Origin of the sequence: Pseudomonas sp. 31-12 (assembly GCF_003151075.1) — a bacterium.
Classification (GTDB): domain Bacteria; phylum Pseudomonadota; class Gammaproteobacteria; order Pseudomonadales; family Pseudomonadaceae; genus Aquipseudomonas.
This window is the reverse complement of record NZ_CP029482.1, coordinates 4,343,074-4,361,385: the sequence shown is the minus strand read 5'-3', so window position 1 is coordinate 4,361,385 and position 18,312 is coordinate 4,343,074. Positions and strand designations below refer to the sequence as shown.

At 53.1% G+C, this 18,312-nt stretch carries 12 protein-coding genes and 1 pseudogene; 1 reads left to right on the top strand and 12 read right to left on the bottom strand.

The genetic code is table 11. The features are described from left to right. Positions 1 to 40 precede the first annotated feature (40 nt). From DJ564_RS32535 to DJ564_RS20570, 12 genes and pseudogenes are all read right to left on the bottom strand, one after another. A complete protein-coding gene (locus DJ564_RS32535; RefSeq protein ID WP_256597442.1) occupies positions 41 to 1,102 on the bottom strand; it encodes a hypothetical protein in 1,062 nt (353 codons plus the stop codon). Beyond that, positions 1,102 to 2,151 (bottom strand): DUF6708 domain-containing protein, encoded by a 1,050-nt coding sequence (locus DJ564_RS32530; protein ID WP_256597441.1) that lies wholly within the window; start codon positions 2,149 to 2,151, stop codon positions 1,102 to 1,104. Before DJ564_RS32530 ends, DJ564_RS32535 begins: the two co-directional genes overlap by 1 nt. Further along, positions 2,144 to 5,584: a toxin VasX gene (locus DJ564_RS20615; protein WP_109632867.1), complete on the bottom strand. Its 3,441-nt coding sequence runs from the start codon at positions 5,582 to 5,584 to the stop codon at positions 2,144 to 2,146. The genes DJ564_RS32530 and DJ564_RS20615 overlap by 8 nt, the downstream gene beginning before the upstream one ends. Positions 5,585 to 5,758: 174 nt before the next feature. After that, the gene (locus tag DJ564_RS20610) at positions 5,759 to 6,637 is read right to left on the bottom strand and encodes a DUF4123 domain-containing protein (protein WP_109632865.1); all 879 of its coding nucleotides are present in this window, start codon (positions 6,635 to 6,637) and stop codon (positions 5,759 to 5,761) included. Next, positions 6,630 to 8,672, bottom strand: coding sequence for a type VI secretion system tip protein VgrG (tssI, locus tag DJ564_RS20605; RefSeq protein WP_109632863.1), 2,043 nt, complete (start codon positions 8,670 to 8,672; stop codon positions 6,630 to 6,632). Before tssI (DJ564_RS20605) ends, DJ564_RS20610 begins: the two co-directional genes overlap by 8 nt. Before the next feature lie 131 nt (positions 8,673 to 8,803). Next, positions 8,804 to 8,977 (bottom strand): annotated as a pseudogene (locus DJ564_RS20600) (type VI secretion system tube protein Hcp); the annotation flags it as partial. Positions 8,978 to 9,044: 67 nt separating this feature from the next. Next, entirely contained in the window at positions 9,045 to 10,139 is a 1,095-nt protein-coding gene (locus DJ564_RS20595) for a DUF6708 domain-containing protein (protein ID WP_371921947.1), read from the bottom strand. 47 nt (positions 10,140 to 10,186) lie between these two features. Next, positions 10,187 to 11,128 (bottom strand): hypothetical protein, encoded by a 942-nt coding sequence (locus tag DJ564_RS20590; RefSeq protein ID WP_109632860.1) that lies wholly within the window; start codon positions 11,126 to 11,128, stop codon positions 10,187 to 10,189. Continuing rightward, positions 11,119 to 13,848: a toxin VasX gene (locus DJ564_RS20585; protein ID WP_109632858.1), complete on the bottom strand. Its 2,730-nt coding sequence runs from the start codon at positions 13,846 to 13,848 to the stop codon at positions 11,119 to 11,121. Before DJ564_RS20585 ends, DJ564_RS20590 begins: the two co-directional genes overlap by 10 nt. Next, positions 13,848 to 14,420 carry a DUF4123 domain-containing protein gene (locus DJ564_RS20580; RefSeq protein ID WP_256597440.1) on the bottom strand — a complete coding sequence of 191 codons (573 nt, stop codon included), beginning with the start codon at positions 14,418 to 14,420 and terminating at the stop codon, positions 13,848 to 13,850. The genes DJ564_RS20585 and DJ564_RS20580 overlap by 1 nt, the downstream gene beginning before the upstream one ends. Further along, positions 14,417 to 16,471 (bottom strand): type VI secretion system tip protein VgrG, encoded by a 2,055-nt coding sequence (gene tssI / locus DJ564_RS20575; RefSeq protein ID WP_109632856.1) that lies wholly within the window; start codon positions 16,469 to 16,471, stop codon positions 14,417 to 14,419. The genes DJ564_RS20580 and tssI (DJ564_RS20575) overlap by 4 nt, the downstream gene beginning before the upstream one ends. Before the next feature lie 131 nt (positions 16,472 to 16,602). Beyond that, the gene (locus tag DJ564_RS20570; protein ID WP_017338154.1) at positions 16,603 to 17,118 is read right to left on the bottom strand and encodes an Hcp family type VI secretion system effector; all 516 of its coding nucleotides are present in this window, start codon (positions 17,116 to 17,118) and stop codon (positions 16,603 to 16,605) included. A gap of 416 nt (positions 17,119 to 17,534) precedes the next feature. Here DJ564_RS20570 and DJ564_RS20565 point away from each other — a divergent pair, with 416 nt between their 5' ends. Next, on the top strand, positions 17,535 to 18,212 hold the full coding sequence (locus tag DJ564_RS20565) for a type 1 glutamine amidotransferase domain-containing protein (RefSeq protein ID WP_109632854.1): 678 nt from the start codon (positions 17,535 to 17,537) through the stop codon (positions 18,210 to 18,212). Positions 18,213 to 18,312: the final 100 nt, after the last annotated feature.

Here is an 18,312-nt window from a genome sequence, read left to right as displayed (position 1 = left end):
GAGGTAGTCGATCGTAGTTATGCTTCAACAAAACGGCTCATCAGGTGGTGGCCTCAGTCTCTTGGTTCGGTTCGGCAAATTTCACCTTGAAGTAATCCAACAGATTCTGACCTTTGGTGAAGGCCTTCCGGATCTCGGCGCTTTCTTTGAGCAGTTCGTCACTCGGCATAGCATGCTGGTCGGCGGGTAGAGGTTTTGACCAGTCGAGGACTTCTTTAGAGAACCCTGCTTTAGGCCGATTGTTTACCCAGCCAGAGATGTGGCAGGGCAACGTCCAACCGCTGAAAAACTGGATCGTCAAAAAGCCCCAGGCGTAACGTACGAAGGAGTGATCCGCACGGTAGCTGCGACGGCATAGATGGAAAAAATCGACAGTACCTTCCTCAAGCTCATCTGATTGATCTGGTGGTAAGGAAACCATTCCTTCCTCCATATAGACACGAATTGCCTCCCACTCAGAAACGGCAAGACTCAAGTTGCTACTGGGGATCACAGACCACAGCACATCACCTGTGTTGGCATCTCTTAAGCCAATCAGTAATTTAAATTCAGGCATTACTGAATATTGAGTAATGAGCTTTCCAACAGATACGCAAACAATGACTTCCTCCCAAGGTACAAAGCGCGGTTTGTCGCCTTTTTTTAGGATAAGTACAACTTCGCGACGCTCTCTATTGAAACGGATGGGTGGGTGAATAGATACTTGGCGAGCTGCCTGAAAGAAAAAATAAATGTATGTTAGAGAGATTGCTCCGATAATCGACCACAGCACGGGGTTGAAGAAAAATTTCAACCAAGCATAAAGGAAAGGTTCTTCATATCTTCTAATCCAAGACGCGAATCCTGAGAAAAAGAATAATAGTGTCACGATTAGCATTATCGACCCGATGCCGGTTCGTGCCATAAATTCAAAATTACCTTGCCCGATAGCGAAGTCCAGAAAAGTTTTGTTCGCATTACGATGCAGTTGACGTGCACTAAACGGTGGCATTCCTGTGGGGATGGGCCGTGGCGAAATATAAACCACTTCAATGCCGGATTTTTTTTCGAAGTCTCCGGCGTGAGGAAGTCGGTCGTATTTATCGTCAAAGGCACTATTCATCAATTGGTGGACTCGGGCTCGCGAGATGGCTCTGCAAACTTCACCTTGAAGTAATCCAACAGGTTCTGACCTTTGGCGAAGGCCTTCCTGATTTCGGCGCTCTCCTTGAGCAACGCTTCGCTTGGCATAGCGTGTTGCTCGAGGGGGAGAGGTCTTGACCATTCCAGGATTTCTTTAGGGAAGGCGGCTTTGGGGCGGTTATTGATCCAGGCTGCGATGTAACAAGGTATCGTCCAGCCACTGAAAAACTGAATAATCAAAAATCCCCAGATATACCGTAGGAATGAATGATGAGAACGGTATCCTTGTCTACACATATGGAAATACGCGACTGATCCTGCTTCGAATTCATCTGATTGCTTCATGGGTAACGCTTGAGGCCCTTCCTCCATATAGACACGTATGGCCTCCCACTCAGCTATGGCTTGGTTCAAATTTCCACTTGGAACACTGACCCAAAGCACATCGCCATTTTTGTCGCGAAGTCCGATCATTAGTTTGAACTCGGGGATTACAGCATATTGAGTGATCAGCTTGCTAACTGAAACGCTCGCGATAACCTCTTCCCACGGCACATAACGAGGGGTCATTCCCTTCTTGGGAACATAAACAACTTCCCGACGCTGGCGATTGAAGCGTATGGGAGGTTGATTGCTGGCTTGGCGAATTGCAAAGAAAAATACGCAAAGGTAAAGAGTTGCAAGTGCTCCCACAAAACCCCAAACCGCAATGCTTGTAAAGAAATCAAGCCAACTACTCCAAAACGGCTCTACATCTCTTCTTATCCAAGACGCAAACCCCGTTGTAAAAAAAAGAAAAATTAACAGGAACATCACCGCCCCAATTCCTGCTCGGGCCATAAACTCAAAACTTCCTCGGGAGATGGCAAAGTCTAAGAAAACTTCATTGGCATAGCGGTGCAGTTGGCGCGCACTGAAAGGTAGCACTCCGGTCGGTACCGGTTTTGGTGATAAATAGACTATCTCAGTCCCCGGTTCTCTCTCGACATCACCTGCGTGAGGCAGCCGATCATATTTGTTTTCAAGCATGTAGATGCTCCGGTTTCACGTCGACCCACTGTAATGGTGTTCGACTGGCTCGGACGGATGGCTCGCCATTAACGACGCTATTTTTTCCAGCCCCAAGAAAACTTAAAGATACGGGGTAATAAAGGTATTCGTCCGTAGCTTTCAGGGGGACATTCGCAATGTCAGGCTGAACACTCAATCGCAGTTTAAGTTGAGATTGTTCACCGCACCAGTTTTCAGGTACGACGAGCCGAGCGATAAGGGGGTTAATATTTGCTAAGCTTAATGCATCTCTGACATCAATGCCCACATCTGCGGCGTTACGATTCAGTTGCGCAGATAGCTCAGCTTGAACCCGAATTGGATGCTCTTTTAGTTCTTCTAAGCTTAATCCTGGGAATGTCAAGAGCAGTGTGCGTACGGGTGTAGTTCCCTTATTTTTTTCGCTAAGACCTAAGTCAGTAATAACTGGTCTGAGATTGGACTCCGCCAGGCCTTGCTTGTGGGCATCCATATCCCAGTTTTTATTCTCTTTGCCCCAGCAGCTATGCAGCATCCAGTTTTGTTGGTCGTCGAGGTTGAAATAGTTATAGATAGACTCCCCGCCCAATTGTAAGGCAGACAGTGCTAAAGACCATGGCGTCAGGCGACCTGCAAAGCTGAAAAATCGCAGACCGTTAGCACTCCATGCAGTACTCAGTGCTTTTACTTTTAAACCGGGTGGGGACATGAAAAATTGCCAACCGAGCGAGCCTATTTCTTTCGACATTTTAACAGTGATAGCAGCGTTCACACCTACACTGCCGATGTCGCCTGTCAGAGCCAAAAGTGCGCCAGCTTGTTCTCCAGTTGTCCCTGTACGAAGAGCGTCGGCCCACTTGCTCCAATTGTCCCATGCCGTACCAATTGAGTTTATAAGAGCAAGTGGAGATATAAGTACTCCGAGTCCGAGTCCTAACTTTCCAAGTTTTACAGAAAAAAGTGTTCCTCCCTGCCCAGAAGTACTTGCTTTAGTAGCGTGAAACGCTTTGTCTACAATAGTTATGTGCACGTTCTGATAAACGGAAATGGCAGATGCTGCGGCGCCAGTTACTGCGCCGATGAAAATAACTCTTTCTTTAAGAGAAGGAGCTCCAGAGATTTTTCTCCATGTCGTGAGAGCTTCTTTTAAATTCCATACTTGCATGAATAACGCAGCCATGGGAAGCATGCTGCTTTTAAGTGCCGCAGTCCCGACTCCGGTCTCCCCAAAGCTCTTCCCTGCGCCCATTTTCAAACGATTTACCTCGTCGTCAAACATTTTTTGTTGAGCTGGGCTTAGCGGGGTTTGAAGGCCTATTTGGCCTTTAGCGAGTTTGTCAGTCGGGATAGTGGATTCTTTTATTTGGTGATTTAACGCCTTGATTTCGTTTTCTAGCGGCAATAAAAGATTGTTTAGCCGAATTTTTTCATTGTTCGCAACATTTCTCTCTGCTGGGCTAAGGCTGGTTTTTTTGCTCAGGGCCTTCTGTTTGTCCCGATTGATAATTAATGATTCATGTTTTTCTATATGCTTAGCATGTAGCGTAACTCGTTTTATAAATAGATCCACATCGTCTTTGTTTGCAACTTTTAATTTTATTCCGCCTTGTTTTAAGGCGTATAGAGCACCCAGTCGTTGTCCGCGATTGCTGTATGTTGATAGTTTATCCAAGTGCGCTTGTAGGCCAGGGCCATCTAATTGCTTTTGTAACTCTGCCAGCCAGTCCTGTAAACGTAATGCAATCGCAGGATCATATGCAGCGTTAACAATGTGACTTGCTGCTAAAGCATTTGGATTTAAATCGGGACTGTTTGCCCAATGGTTCCCAAGGAGCGCGCCCATTTCGTTGACGCGTACTTGCACATCGCTGATGCCGGCTTCCAGGTTTCTGGCGTCGTCGAACCACTTGAGTAAGTCTCCATGTTTCTTAAACAGAAAATCCGTATCAAGCCGACTGGCGAACCCTGGCAGAACAAAGTATGGAGCTCCATGAAAGTATTCGCCTAGTGCCCTCAGACTCTCATCGGTCCGACAGATATCTCGAACGCAGTTTTGTTCAGTGATTAGTGTCGACATCAACTGATCAGGAACATCCGCATCGAAATACCACGCACTCATGTGGTATTCGCTTTTGGTAAACAACCCCACCCGGTCGTCAGTAATGCGGTTGAGTCGAGAGGTCCAGCGCTTCAAGTGCGAGCGCTCGGTTTCCAGGTATTTGTTCATTTCCTCGTAGCGGACGAGGTCGTGAATGCCACGAGCGCCCAAGCCTTTGCCTTGCACAGCGGCATGGCTTTTGTCTTCCAGCACCTCAATGTCATCTTCCAGATCGCTGTAGAGACTTTTGCCAAGGGAGTCGATCATCTCCTGCTTTTTGGTGTTCATGACCTTGTAAGCGGCGCCGACCTTTGGGTTGGGTACGCGAACCCGGCTTATTCTCTGTGGCAGATCTGTCGTGCTGGTTCTGGCTCCGTCGTATTCATTTCGTGAATTAACGTAGTCATAGATTTTTTGTCGTTGCTCTGGTGTGGTTTTTTCGAACAACGCATCGCTGGTACCTGCCTGGCGGGCAGATTTTTCACTAACCACCATGAGCGTTTCGATGTAATTACCGATGGAGTACTTAAGGTCGTTTTTCTCCTTGAGTACCCATTCATCGATCCAGCCGACCACTTTATCCTGCTGCTCGGCAAGATCACGCATTACTCCAATGCTGTCTTTGAACACCAAAAAGAAATGGTCTTTTTCATAGGCGGCCAGCAACGACTTCTTTATCGTGCCGAGTTGAGTCGCCTTGAACAGATCCTTCTGGTCTTCCCAGATGTAGTCCTTACTTTCCTCGGGGTGCGCGCCCGCTGGCGGTGCTTGTGTAGCGGGTTTCTCCGCGACCTCTGCGATCCATTTTTCAGCCTGTTTATCAGTCAGCAGGTTTGGGCCACCTTTTTCAACGTCGCCTTTGGCGAGGTTCACCTTCTGCATGAACAGGTCGCGCTCTTTGCTCGATTTGAGCATTTGCGAGCACTTGGCGGCGGTCCATTGGACTTCGGCATAGGCGATGTGCAGGGCGCTGCCACGGGTGAAGATCAGGGCGTTTTCGCCTGCGGATCCCGTGCGCTTGTCTTGAGTGGCTTCTTTGCCTTTCCAGATGCACTTGGTGACGACGCCGTTTTTGACTTCGTATTCGTGCAGATAGCCAGTCGTGTTGTCGATGACGTAGAGCCAGCCATCACGCAGCAGGCGAATACCCAGTGGGCGAGAGACGGTTTTGTAAGGTAGCGAGATTTCAGCAGAAGGGTCGAGCCGTTCGACAAGACCATAGCGCAGGGGAATCAGTTGAAGCTTCTGCTTCATCTGCGGGCAACCGCCCGTGGCGCACTTGCCATCGGTGCGGGGCAAGTCGACTGCGTTTGGATTCTTACCTGTCTGGCTCATTCGGAATTCCTTTCCAGCATCGGGTAGCAAGGGCGGCTCGGCTCGCACGCTTGCTCAATTCTTGGTGATGACGTGAGTACGGCTACCGGCGGGTTTTGCCAACGCGCGGCGCAGTCTCACAAAAAGCTGCCTGTTAGGCAAAGAGTGATGCTCATTGGAGCGCTCTCAATCCGGTCATGTGGCCCGTTCCTGGGCCATATCAGCGACCCGTTCGAGTCGCTGAGCGGGCGTTTGTTCCGAAGGGGTCTTCAGTATTGCATCCAGATCTGGATGTTCCTCCAGCGCTCGCTCACCGAGAAACCCGTGAATGTTGGCATAAAGTGTGATGTCGAGTTCGGTGTTGAAGCCGCGATCATACGAGGTCGATGCCATTGCGTGCAGATGTTCCCAGCGCTGCAACGGCGTCGATTGTGCCTGATAGGTCGGAAAGTATTCGTGCATGTGTTGGTCGAGGCGCAGGACGATGCTTCGGAAATTCACTTCGTCCAGTTGGCTGAGTTGCTCGTCGCTCAAGCGGTAGCGTTTGCTGTGGTTGGGCTGGGAGGCTTTGCCCGGTCGCTGGTTGATGTGCCAGCAGCCCAGCGCCGCGTCGGCGGCGACGATCTGCGAGCAAGGGCCGAACAGGGTAGGGTCCTTGATGCTCTCGGCGTGGCTGAGCAATGCGTGGGTTACGGCAGGGTCGGCGACGCGCAGCAGGACTTCTTCACCCTGAGGGTGCATGACGCTGGTCAGCCAGCGGAAGTGCTCGACCATTTGTGCCCAGGGTTGATCGCTGAACACCAGGTAGCCCCATTCCTGGCGGGGCTCAGCCAGAAATTTCGCGAGGATGGGATTGTTCTGCGCTTTTATCTGAACCAGGCACGGCGAAACGTCGCCCAATGCAGCCCATTGGGTGCCGAGATAGAGGGGCTCGAACACCGGATCGTCCGACCATTGATAAAGGTGCTGGGGCAGTTTTTCGACGCTGACGCCATCCAGCAGCAAACCGACCGCGCCATTCCACGGCAATCCTTGGGGCAGCCCATTTTCCAGGGGCCAATCGGACTTAAGCATTTTGCGCCTCCAGTTTGGCCTTCTCGCAGATCGCGCAGATCGGCTTCTTCTGCATCAACGCTTGCCGCTGTGCCGGCACCAACAATTGCCCAGCCTTATCCGCATCCGCCTGCTTCAACACCCCCGGCAACAACGGCGCCGCCCCCGTCCCGCTACCCGGCCCACCTCCGGAGTTCATGTTGATCACCGGCCCACTCATGGTCACGCCGCTGGCGTCGATCTTGATGAAGCTGCCACCGCCGATCAGGGTCAGTTCACTGCCGGCTTCCAACACGACTTTCATGCCGCTGCTCAGGTGGATTTCCTGGCCGGCATCAATGAACTGCCCGGTGCCAATCTTGATGTGCTGGTTCACGCCTACGGTCAGGTGGTCGTTGGCCCGGGCCTCGACTTTGCGGTCGGCGTAGACGGTGTGGTGTTCTTCGGCCTTGAATTCGCTGTAGCTGTTTTGCTCGACGGTGTCGTGGCGTTCGTTGCCGACGCGGATTTTCTGGTCGTGTTCGACGTTTTCGTCCCAGTCGCGCTGGGCGTGCAGGAAGATTTGTTCCTGGCCTTTTTTGTCTTCGATGCGCAGTTCGTTGAAGCCGCCACCGCCCTTGGAGCTGAGGGTTTTGAAGGTGCTGCGGGTTTTGTTCGCTGGCAGCGGGTACGGGACGACGTTTTCCTTGTGGTACAGGCAGCCGCTGATCAACGGTTGGTCGGGGTCGCCTTCGAGGAAGGTGACGAGCACTTCCATGCCGATCCGCGGGATGGCGATGCCGCCGTAGTGGGCGCCGGCCCAGGCGGAGGAGACGCGCAGCCAGCAGCTGGTCTTGTCGTCGGCCTGGCCTTCGCGGTCCCAGTGGAATTGCACTTTGACGCGGCCGTACTGGTCGCAGTGGATCTCTTCACCTTTAGGTCCGGTGACCACGGCGCTTTGGCTGCCGAGGATGCGGGGCTTCTTTTGCGTCAGCGGCGGGCGGTTCGGCACGTCCCATGGCGTGGCCTGGAAGCGGTTGCGGTAACCCTGGTGGAAATCGCCCTTGAGGCGGGTGGTGTCGCTGGTCACCGACTCTTCCAGCACCTGCGGTTGTTTGCCTTCATGTAGGACTTCGGTCAGCAGCCACAGGTCGTTCCATTTGGCTTTCGGGTGTTGGGTCAGGCCCAGGAAGTGGCCGCTGACCAGCAACGGTTGATCGCTTTTGCCTTCGGCCAGCTGAAAGTCGCTGCGGTGGCGTTCCAGGTTGCGCTTGGCCAGGTGTTTGCCGCGCTCGCGGTCGATGAAGCGACCGGGGTAGTCGTAGTCTTCGAGGTCGGGCAGGGCGTCGCCGCGGTTTTCGCTTTCGAGGGTGAGGCGCGGCTTTTCGAAGTCGTAGTCGCGGCGGGTGGTGCGGCTGGTGCGGGTTTCCAGGCGCAGGTCGAAGCGCTTGATCACCGGGTTGTTGGCGACCATGCCGGAGTCTTGCTGGTAGGCCACGGGTGCGAGTTTCGGGAACACCGTCTGGTCATCGCCGAACACCAGTTTGTGGGCCGTGGCGCTGTGCTGGAAGTGGTAGTGGATACCTTCCTCCTCGCACAGGCGCTGGATGAATTGCAGGTCCGACTCATCGTACTGAACGCAGTAAATGCGCTCGGGATAGATCGCCCCGACTTTGAATTCATAGGCATTGCTTTGGATGCCGTGCTCTTCGAGGACCATGCCGATGATTTTCGGCACGCTGAGGTTCTGGAAGATGCGTTGGTTGATGCGGTGCGCGAGGTAGGACAGTTGCGGGCGCAGGGTCACCGCGTAGCGGGTCAGGCGTTTGCCGGAATCACCCTGGGCGGCGCGATAGATCTGGCCATGGATGCCGCTGCCGTCAGGCGAGAGCTGCAAGAAGGCCGGTTTGTGCAGCAGGGGCTCGAGGTCCAGGGACGGCTGTTCACTGACCAGCTCCACCTCAAACACAAAAGGCTGGCTGATGGCTTCCCGGCCTTGCAGGGAAAAGACCTGAAAGTCGCTGGAAAGACCTTCGATGGTCAGGGCAAAGTGGGTTTGATTGGCCGGCGCGAACATCCCTTGTTCCTCGTGCAGTGCTGCGGCATGCGCTGACACCCGGAAACCGGGTCAACGGACGCGAAATTCTGGAAGGGCGGAAACAACATCGACCAGCAGAGCTGGCCGATGCTTGTGACGGTCAGCCTGACTTAGGCGACCGGCATACGCCAGTCATCGGAACCCGAAGTACCGGATACTTCGTGGGTCCAGGTGATTTTGCGGTAGGTGAATTGCACTTCTTCCAGGTGAGTGAAGTGCGAGTTCGACGGATCCTGGAAGTTGTGCATGTAATCCTTGATGTCCACGATGATCGCGTTTTCCAGTTTTTTGTAAAAGTTCAGACTTGATCTAACGGTTATCGGGCCACCTGATTTTTGGCAGTTATATAGCTCAGCTATTTGTTGATTCTTCTGCCTTGCTTTCGTTTAGGTTTACCTTGAAGTACGTCATAAAATCCTGCCCTTGAGCAAAGGCTTTTTCGATTTTCGAGCTTTGCTCTTTAAGCGCTGGGCTTGGCTTGGCCCATTGTTCAGACGGAAGAGGTTTGGACCACTCGGCAATGGAATCAGGTAGAGACTTCATACTGAAACGATGGTCCCACTCCGCCACCCAGTATGGAAAGCGCCACCAAGTGATCAGGTGTGTCAGGTACCACCAACCAACTCCTAAAGCGGAACGTTCGTTGTGCTGGTATTCCTCGTGCATGTCCTGTCGTTCTTGATCGAAAGTGTGGCGACCCTCGTAGGGTGCTTTGCCAGGGCAGAACGCTGGACCTTTTTCCATATAGATCCGTATGGCTTCCCACTTACCCAAGGCATGAGCAGAAGTCATCACGCCTTGTCTCACAAAATGCACTACGTCAGCTTTGGAATCGTCGAACGCCATACCAAATGTATAGGCGCTTGTTACTCCTACTCCAGTAACACCTGTACTGATTGAAAGCCAAGATACTGTCTCTTCCCATGGTTGAATGACGGGGACGTCAGAACCTTCGGGAAAGAAACAGACTTCACTACGTTGGCGGTTGAATCTAATAGGACGGGTGCGCGACTTCGCTCTGGTAGTGCTCAAGATAACGTAAGTACCCAAGAGCGCCGCTATTCCTCCTCCCCAAATACTAAAGGTCACACCGAAATGGAACATGCCTGCTGTTCTGTCCCAAAAGGACTCGGAAAATGGGTTTCCCCAGGTAGTAGATCCTGCAAGCAAAGGCAGAACAATGAGGCATGAGAAAATGAACATCATACCGAGCCCAATCATTGCCCTAGCTTGGAAAGCCTTGCCGAAATTACTACTGCCTACGTCGAGGAATGTGTCATTTACCTCAACAAAGCTTCCGCCCAAATCCATGGGGGCATTGCCCGTTGGTATCGGAAGCGGGGAGAGGAATAATGCTTCACCTATGGCAAAGCGACGAGTATCTCCCGCTATGGGGCGATGATCTCTGAAGTCAAGTTCGACCTGCTGTTCAGGTTTGGATGGCATGCAAAGTCAATCGAAAAGTCGGATAACTACAGAGCGTCGCTTAATTTTTATTTCCTCTTCTCAATATCAGTCAGTTTCGTAGTTGGCCCATCTGACTGTAAACGCTCAAGTACGATTTTCGGCCAGCGATTACGGGACCTACGTTTGGCAATGCTGTAGGTGAAATCTTGAATGCGACTTGAAGGATAAAAGAATAAGTTTGCTAAAAGCATTACAAAATCAATACCGCTAAGGTAGTTTCTTCCTGCGGAGGCGGATCTTTTTTCAGCAATAGTCTGACGTGTGTGTTTTAGAAATTCAGATTGCTTTAAATTTGCTTCTAGCTGGCTTTTAACGAAGGCGTCAGACTGGCTGTGAGTACCGGTTTTGTCAAACCAAGGCCCGTTATTCATGTAGGATCGGATGTACTCCCAAAATCCTTTTTGCATGTCGAGTGTTTTTCCTGTGGGGCTGCCAAGACTAACCATGAGCATATTTTGAGGATTGTCGAATTGTTGGACGACCACTTCAAGAGATGCATTGTTTATTCCTGCTGTATAAGGGCCGATCATCTGAAACTCGCAAGCAACAGCTTGGGCTACATTCCATGGTGAGTGAAATAGTTCGCCGTTATTGTCGAAATAAATCTCTTTAGTGCGTCGGTTAAATAATACCGGTAGAGGGAGTGGGCGGAGAATTTCCCAGAAAAATGGAATCAGAAGCATCGGCATACCAACTAAAAGGCCGTTTACTCCGCCCTCAATTTTTCCTGTAGAAAAAAACCAAATAGCCATGAGTAGGCAAGGAACAGCTCCTAGGGCCATCAACCCAGTGATCAGACCACGATCAGTATCGGAGCTGGTTTTTAGTGATAAATAGTTTTCTGTATGTTCATCTGTAATAAAGAGCTCCATCGGAGCTTGCCCGGTGGGCTCATTTGCCGTCAGAACGACACTGGACGCTTCGCCATATTTGGTACGCGCTTCTTGAATGATATCTTTCAAAGCCATGCTATATCCTTAATTTCGATGGAGGGTAAGGTCATCCCCTCCATCGGTGAGTAGGACAGTTTGCCGCTAATGCTATTCAATGCTCTACCTTCTTGATCCGTATGGTAAACGCGTCTGTACGTTGCGACACCAGCTTCTGTTTTTACACGTGTACCTTCGTGTCGGTCGAAACTATTTCCGGTCCATTTGACTTTTTCACGCTTTCCTCCATAGCCGAAAATCCCTCCCCAAACCTCTTCCCCTTCGAAGATTATCATGTCATCGGTAAGCGTGTTTTTACCAGGCAATCGGAGGATTAAATAGGTGCTTTCAACCATACCCCTATACGGATTCAGCTCGTTCAGCCGATAAGCGTCGAAGCTAATAGGGAAAATGACTTTGTAAAGTTCCAACATGGATTCTTCATAACTTTTTGACCATTCTGCAGGACTTGATCCGTATTTTGTACCCTTAATCCACTTTTCTAACGGAGTGTCTTGGGTATAAAGACGTGCCCACAACCCTCCTATTATTAAAATTGATATCCCAAGTGCTGTGAGAGCTAGATGGGGGCCTCGGCTTACAGCGCCACCAACTGCCGCTGCTTCACCTAGGATCACGGCCGCTCTCGCGGCGCGGACAGCCCTGAAGGTCTGAACATACACCGCAAGATTTGCACCAGAGGCCACACCAAGTCCAGCGTTGATGCCGGCTGTATCAAAATCCCCCGATCGAAACGCATCCAAAGCTTCGATTCCGTATACGATCACATCAAGGCCAGACACAATTGATTGCAAAATTGCCGCGTTCGCAGCCAATCCCATAACTTTGGTCAAAGCCACGCGTGAACTGACAGATTCTTTGCCAGTTGACGCCACAATGGACTCCCAATTTACCTCAGCTACCCGTTGCCAGACTGCGGTCAGAGCTGCGCCAGATCCAACGATAGATCCAGCGAAGCTGATGTAGTTTTTCGCTGTTTGTTCTTTGGCAAGCGCTGCTATGCTCCAGCCAAAATTGATACCAGCCATTAGTGCCACAACACACTTTACAGGTGCCTTGTTTAGTCCATCCTTACTCAGATCAAGGAGACTTTTTAGATTGGTTTCCGGGTTGACCAATCCGGAAATGGATGGAAGCTTACTTCCACCAGTGGTGGTTGACGCTGCTGGTACCAAAATAAAAAAGGGTAGAGCATCCTGAATGGCAGACGCTACTGGCGTTAAATTCAGTTTGCCGATTGGCTTCGCTGGACGGGTTTCCATCAGGTCGCTCAACCACTCGCCAATCTGCTTATTCGTTACTTGAGCAGTTTCCATTCGCTGACCGCTTCGGCCTAAAACTGCTCCCATAAAGAGTTTGGCTACGCTGCTCGGAGGTTTGGAATTGTTATGCAGTTCGATTCCTGCGACAGGTGCCAATGAAACAAAAAGGGCCTCTGTCGCGGGAGCGGGATTTCGAAGCGTCAGTTTGTTCGCCACATTGTTAATCATCGCCGACAGATCCAGTGCTCTGCCCATGCTTGCCGCGACCTTGCCAATGTTGGCGGTGTTATCTCTTATGCCATCCGATACATCGACAAGTGATTTCACTTCTCCAATGCCAAGTCGCTGACCCAATCCTAGCAATGCCCAAAGCAACCAGGGACTACCCGTTGTCTCCTTTTGAGGGTCTAGCGCTTCCCCTATAGATTTAGCGCTGACGCTGCAAATAGATGCTCCTAAGCAGGCGGATGCAAAGTTCAATTCAAGCTCGACACGCTTTGCAGGATTAGTAATGTCGTAATGACCAGCCGCGGTATCTAGCGAGGAAGGACCTTTGCTGCGTCTTGTTTTGAACCAGTCGTCCCAGAGTATGGAGTGACGTCTTATATCAGTGGTAAATTGCTTTTCCGCAGATTCTTGCTGTGTCCAGATTTTTTGCAATTCTGAATAACGAGTTGCACCGGGTAGCAGTTGTTTGAGCTTTGGATCATTTTCTCCCATTGATTTTAGAGTTCCAGCAATGGCCCAGTCTTCAGCACTTTTTTTACGCAGATCCTCAAAAGTTTTTTGCTGTGTCCGGATTAGCAAAGCCAGGTCGTGCCAGACACCCCACGCATCATCAGCAATGACATATGCTTGCTGCTCACAGCGTTTCATCGACTCCAATGTTGGCTGCCATTTGGGTGCATTTTTGGTAGAGGACTCACAACTCCATTGAAAACCTTCCGGCTCTTTGTAATCGCCAATGAAGTCGTAGATGCCCTCTGCTTTACCGCTGGCGGGGGCGGCGCCAGGTGTAAACGCACGCATCACCCGCGTGCGGGTGCTGGCTTTTGATTTAGCAGCCGCGAACTGTTGATCGGTCCACTGCGTTGGCGACCAAGCGAGCATCGCCGGTGTCCCAGCTGGCAGCATCAAATAAGGTTTTTTACTCTTATCGATGACTTTTCCGCCGCGCACGGTTTCTTGCAGCGTCGTATTTTCGACAGTGAACTCGACGAGCTTTGCCGGGGAGGTTTGCCATACGTAGAGGAAACCGTTGCGGAGGAAGCGCGCGACATAATTCAGTGGCTTGCCACGAGTAACCGCGTTCTTGTCACCCAGCTCGGGAAAGTTGCCGTTGAGCGGCGGCAAATTCATTGCGCTGACATCAAGGCTGGGCGTTGGGCCAATGGCGTAACGTAGTGGTATCACGGCGGTGAGTAATGGGCAGCCGGCCGGTTTGAATTCTGGTTTTGCAGGCGCAGGTTGGGTCATTACACGACTTCCTGTGATGTATCGGTGTCAGAAGCCAATGCCTCAAGCAACGGCCAGGTTAAAACGATCTGCGCGTTGATGCCGCTATCGATGGGGGCACAATCTTCCTTGGGTGTTTCATTAGCCCACGCACGTTTTGCACTGCCTTCATGATTGACCCACACGCAATCAATCCCATGCCAAAACCCGATTGGCCAGACCGCGCCTGCAAGCCACGCTTGACGCATCGGCGTTGCATCACCCAAGCGCAGCCAAAATTCTCGTCGATCCGGTGAGTAGATTCGGATGCGCCGTTGTAACGTATTGAATACTTGGCTAGCCGATTGCTGAGTTTGCAGCCATATCCCGTTACTCAGGTTTCCGTCCGCATGCGACCACGCTTGATAAGCGGGACTACCCATCGGGGCGTCGAGCAGTATGGGCCCAGCTTCGGCAATGGGTTCGTAAGGCGTTCCGAGCAGCAGGGGCATCGGCTGGTGGCTTGGGTATTTTTGATAGAGCCAAGCCACAGCATCTTCCAAATGCGCACCATCCATCAGCAGAAATCCATAGCGGCCATTGCTGTTGGTCATTTCTGCACCTCTTGTGCTGCTTTTGCTGCCTCGCAGACTTCACAAACCCCCGACGGTGTCTGCCTGAACACCATGTTCTGTTTTACCAATGCCTCGATAGGCATACCTGGCTTATCCGCATCCGCCTGCTTCAACACCCCCGGCAACAACGGCGCCGCCCCCGTCCCGCTACCCGGTCCACCCCCGGAGTTCATATTGATCACCGGCCCGCTCATGGTCACGCCGCTGGCGTCGATCTTGATGAAGCTGCCACCGCCGATCAGGGTCAGTTCACTGCCGGCTTCCAACACGACTTTCATGCCGCTGCTCAGGTGGATTTCCTGGCCGGCATCAATGAACTGCCCGGTGCCAATCTTGATGTGCTGGTTCACGCCTACGGTCAGGTGGTCGTTGGCCCGGGCCTCGACTTTGCGGTCGGCGTAGACGGTGTGGTGTTCTTCGGCCTTGAATTCGCTGTAGCTGTTTTGCTCGACGGTGTCGTGGCGTTCGTTGCCGACGCGGATTTTCTGGTCGTGTTCGACGTTTTCGTCCCAGTCGCGCTGGGCGTGCAGGAAGATTTGTTCCTGGCCTTTTTTGTCTTCGATGCGCAGTTCGTTGAAGCCGCCACCGCCCTTGGAGCTGAGGGTTTTGAAGGTGCTGCGGGTTTTGTTCGCTGGCAGCGGGTACGGGACGACGTTTTCCTTGTGGTACAGGCAGCCGCTGATCAACGGTTGGTCGGGGTCGCCTTCGAGGAAGGTGACGAGCACTTCCATGCCGATCCGCGGGATGGCGATGCCGCCGTAGTGGGCGCCGGCCCAGGCGGAGGAGACGCGCAGCCAGCAGCTGGTCTTGTCGTCGGCCTGGCCTTCGCGGTCCCAGTGGAATTGCACTTTGACGCGGCCGTACTGGTCGCAGTGGATCTCTTCACCTTTGGGGCCGGTGACCACGGCGCTTTGGCTACCGAGGATGCGCGGCTTCTTTTGCGTCAGCGGCGGGCGGTTCGGCACGTCCCACGGCGTGGCCTGGAAGCGGTTGCGGTAACCCTGGTGGAAATCGCCCTTGAGGCGGGTGGTGTCGCTGGTGACCGACTCTTCCAGCACCTGCGGTTGTTTGCCTTCGTGCAGGACTTCGGTCAGCAGCCACAGGTCGTTCCATTTGGCTTTCGGGTGTTGGGTCAGGGCCAGGAAATGGCCGCTGACCAGCAACGGCTGATCGCTTTTGCCTTCGGCCAGCTGAAAGTCGCTGCGGTGGCGTTCCAGGTTGCGCTTGGCCAGGTGTTTGCCGCGCTCGCGGTCGATGAAGCGACCGGGGTAGTCGTAGTCTTCGAGGTCGGGCAGGGCGTCGCCGCGGTTTTCGCTTTCGAGGGTGAGGCGCGGCTTTTCGAAGTCGTAGTCGCGGCGGGTGGTGCGGCTGGTGCGGGTTTCCAGGCGCAGGTCGAAGCGCTTGATCACCGGGTTGTTGGCGACCATGCCGGAGTCTTGCTGGTAGGCCACGGGTGCGAGTTTCGGGAACACCGTCTGGTCATCGCCGAACACCAGTTTGTGGGCCGTGGCGCTGTGCTGGAAGTGGTAGTGGATACCTTCCTCCTCGCACAGGCGCTGGATGAATTGCAGGTCCGACTCATCGTACTGAACGCAGTAAATGCGCTCGGGATAGATCGCCCCGACTTTGAATTCATAGGCATTGCTTTGGATGCCGTGCTCTTCGAGGACCATGCCGATGATTTTCGGCACGCTGAGGTTCTGGAAGATGCGTTGGTTGATGCGGTGCGCGAGGTAGGACAGTTGCGGGCGCAGGGTCACCGCGTAGCGGGTCAGGCGTTTGCCGGAATCACCCTGGGCGGCGCGATAGATCTGGCCATGGATGCCGCTGCCGTCAGGCGAGAGCTGCAAGAAGGCCGGTTTGTGCAGCAGGGGCTCGAGGTCCAGGGACGGCTGTTCACTGACCAGCTCCACCTCAAACACAAAAGGCTGGCTGATGGCTTCCCGGCCTTGCAGGGAAAAGACCTGAAAGTCGCTGGAAAGACCTTCGATGGTCAGGGCAAAGTGGGTTTGATTGGCCGGCGCGAACATCCCTTGTTCCTCGTGCAGTGCTGCGGCATGCGCTGACACCCGGAAACCGGGTCAACGGACGCGAAATTCTGGAAGGGCGGAAACAACATCGACCAGCAGAGCTGGCCGATGCTTGTGACGGTCGGCCTGACTTAGGCGACCGGCTGACGCCAGTCATCGGAACCCGAAGTACCGGATACTTCGTGGGTCCAAGTGATTTTGCGGTAGGTGAATTGCACTTCTTCCAGGTGCGTGAAGTGGGAGTTCGACGGATCCTGGCAGTTGTGCATTTTGTTGTTGATGGCGACGATGATCGCGTCTTCCAGTTTGGTGGTGTAGTAGTGCTCTTGGGTACCCTGAGCAGAAGTACGGAACCACTGGATAACGATTTCGCTCATGCGCTCGCCGGAAGTCAGAGCCGCTTGCAGCAGTGGCGAAGACTTGTCGTAGACCTTGGTTATCACGACTGGTTTGTGTACGCGCTGACCGGTCGGTTGGCCGGACTGCGGGTCACGCGGGATGATTACGTCGTGGTTGAAAGCCTGAACCATGACCTGGTCTTCGTGACCTTCCTGGTATGTGTTGCCAACCGAGTCGGCTGTGAATGCGCCGGCGGTGATCAGACCTTGTTTTTCGCCAGTGACGGACATGTACGCTGGAGTAGCCATGGATGTGCTCCTTGCTGAATAAAGTAAGAGTGCCCGGGAGGCGGTATCGCCCGGTGGGTGCATGACTGTTATCAAGGTCCGTGCCAGAGATGGATAAAGCTATGTAAATCAGTTGTTTGCGGTTGTTTGTAGAACCTTTAAAAGATAGCCAATCAGCAATACGAAGGAATGTGCGCAAGAACTTGCGCACCACTGCGCAACTTCTTGCGCACTCGACTGGAAGGCCTGGCAGGCTGGGCGATCAGCGCCTCGTGAGGGCCATTCGACACAAGGGGTGCGCAAGTTCTTGCGCAGCAAGGCTTTGCGCCATCACTGAAAGGCATGTGGCATCCGGTGCAACGAATCGACGGGCTGGGTGGTCCATAAAAACAGCGCCGTCGAGCGTCCGAACAACCTGGAAGTGGAGTGAGAACGACATGAAAATCCTGATGGTTTTAACGTCCCACGATCAATTGGGTGATACGGGTAAGAAAACCGGCTTCTGGCTGGAAGAATTCGCCGCACCGTACTTTGCGTTCAAGGACGCCGGCGCTCAACTGACCCTGGTCTCGCCCAAGGGTGGTCAGCCGCCGCTGGACCCGAAAAGCGACGAGCCGGACGCGCAGACGGCTGCCACTGATCGCTTTCGCAAAGATTCCGCGGCGCAGTCCGCATTGGCTTCGACGGCTGTATTGAGCACCGTCAGACCCGAGGATTACGACGCCGTGTTTTATCCCGGCGGTCACGGTCCACTGTGGGACTTGGCCGGAGACAGCTATTCGATCTCGCTGATCGAAGCGTTCATCAAGGCGGGCAAACCGGTCGCGGCGGTCTGCCATGCGCCGGGTGTGTTGCGTGATGTCAAAGGTGCGGATGGCCAGCCATTGGTCAAAGGCAAGCGAGTCACGGGTTTCACCAATTCTGAGGAAGAGGCGGTGCAACTGACGAAGGTCGTGCCGTTTCTGGTGGAGGACATGCTGAAGGAGAAGGGCGGTGAGTATTCCAAGGGCGCGGATTGGGCCAGTTATGTGCTCACCGATGGCCTGCTGATCACCGGCCAGAACCCGGCGTCGTCCGAGGCTGCGGCTGAGGCGTTGTTGGCAAAACTAGCCTAAACACCGGACCTGTAGCAGCTGGCGAAGCCTGCGTTCGGCTGCGAAGCAGTCGTGAAATCAGGCGCTACGGTTTGTCAGATAAACCGCGTTTACCGGTTTA